The organism is Mesorhizobium sp. M7A.F.Ca.CA.002.15.2.1, assembly GCF_003998715.1.
In the GTDB taxonomy this organism is placed as follows: domain Bacteria; phylum Pseudomonadota; class Alphaproteobacteria; order Rhizobiales; family Rhizobiaceae; genus Mesorhizobium; species Mesorhizobium ciceri.
This window is the reverse complement of the sequence record NZ_RZPI01001290.1, coordinates 1-410: the sequence shown is the minus strand read 5'-3', so window position 1 is coordinate 410 and position 410 is coordinate 1. Positions and strand designations below refer to the sequence as shown.

The following is a 410-nucleotide window of genomic DNA, read 5'->3' as shown; positions in this document are numbered from 1 at the left end:
ACGATGCCCAAAACGAGGATGGCAAGCCCCGCCTCAAGCCCGAGGTCGATGCGGCGCGAGCCGAGCGCCCGGTTGATCTCGGTGCCGAGCCCGCCGGCGCCGATCAGTGCGGCAAACACCACCATCGACAGCGACAGCATGATCGATTGCGTCAGGCCGGCCATGATGGTGGGCAGCGCCGACGGCAGTTCCACCTTCCACAGCAGCTGGCTCTTGGTGGCGCCGAAAGCCTCGCCAGCCTCGACGATCGACTTCGGCACCGAGACGACGCCCAGATGCGTGAGCCGGACCGCGGTCGGGATGACGAAGATGATGGTGACGATGAGGCCGGGCGCGTTGCCGAGGCCGAACAGCGTCAGCACCGGGATCAGGTAGACGAAGGTCGGCAGCGTCTGCATCAGGTCGAGCAC

Annotated in this window: 1 protein-coding gene; it reads right to left on the bottom strand. The window is 66.6% G+C overall.

The window, feature by feature from the left end:
• Positions 1-410, bottom strand: a 410-nt coding sequence (locus ENZ74_RS34195; protein ID WP_127313392.1) for an ABC transporter permease subunit, incomplete at both ends; no start/stop codon positions are given.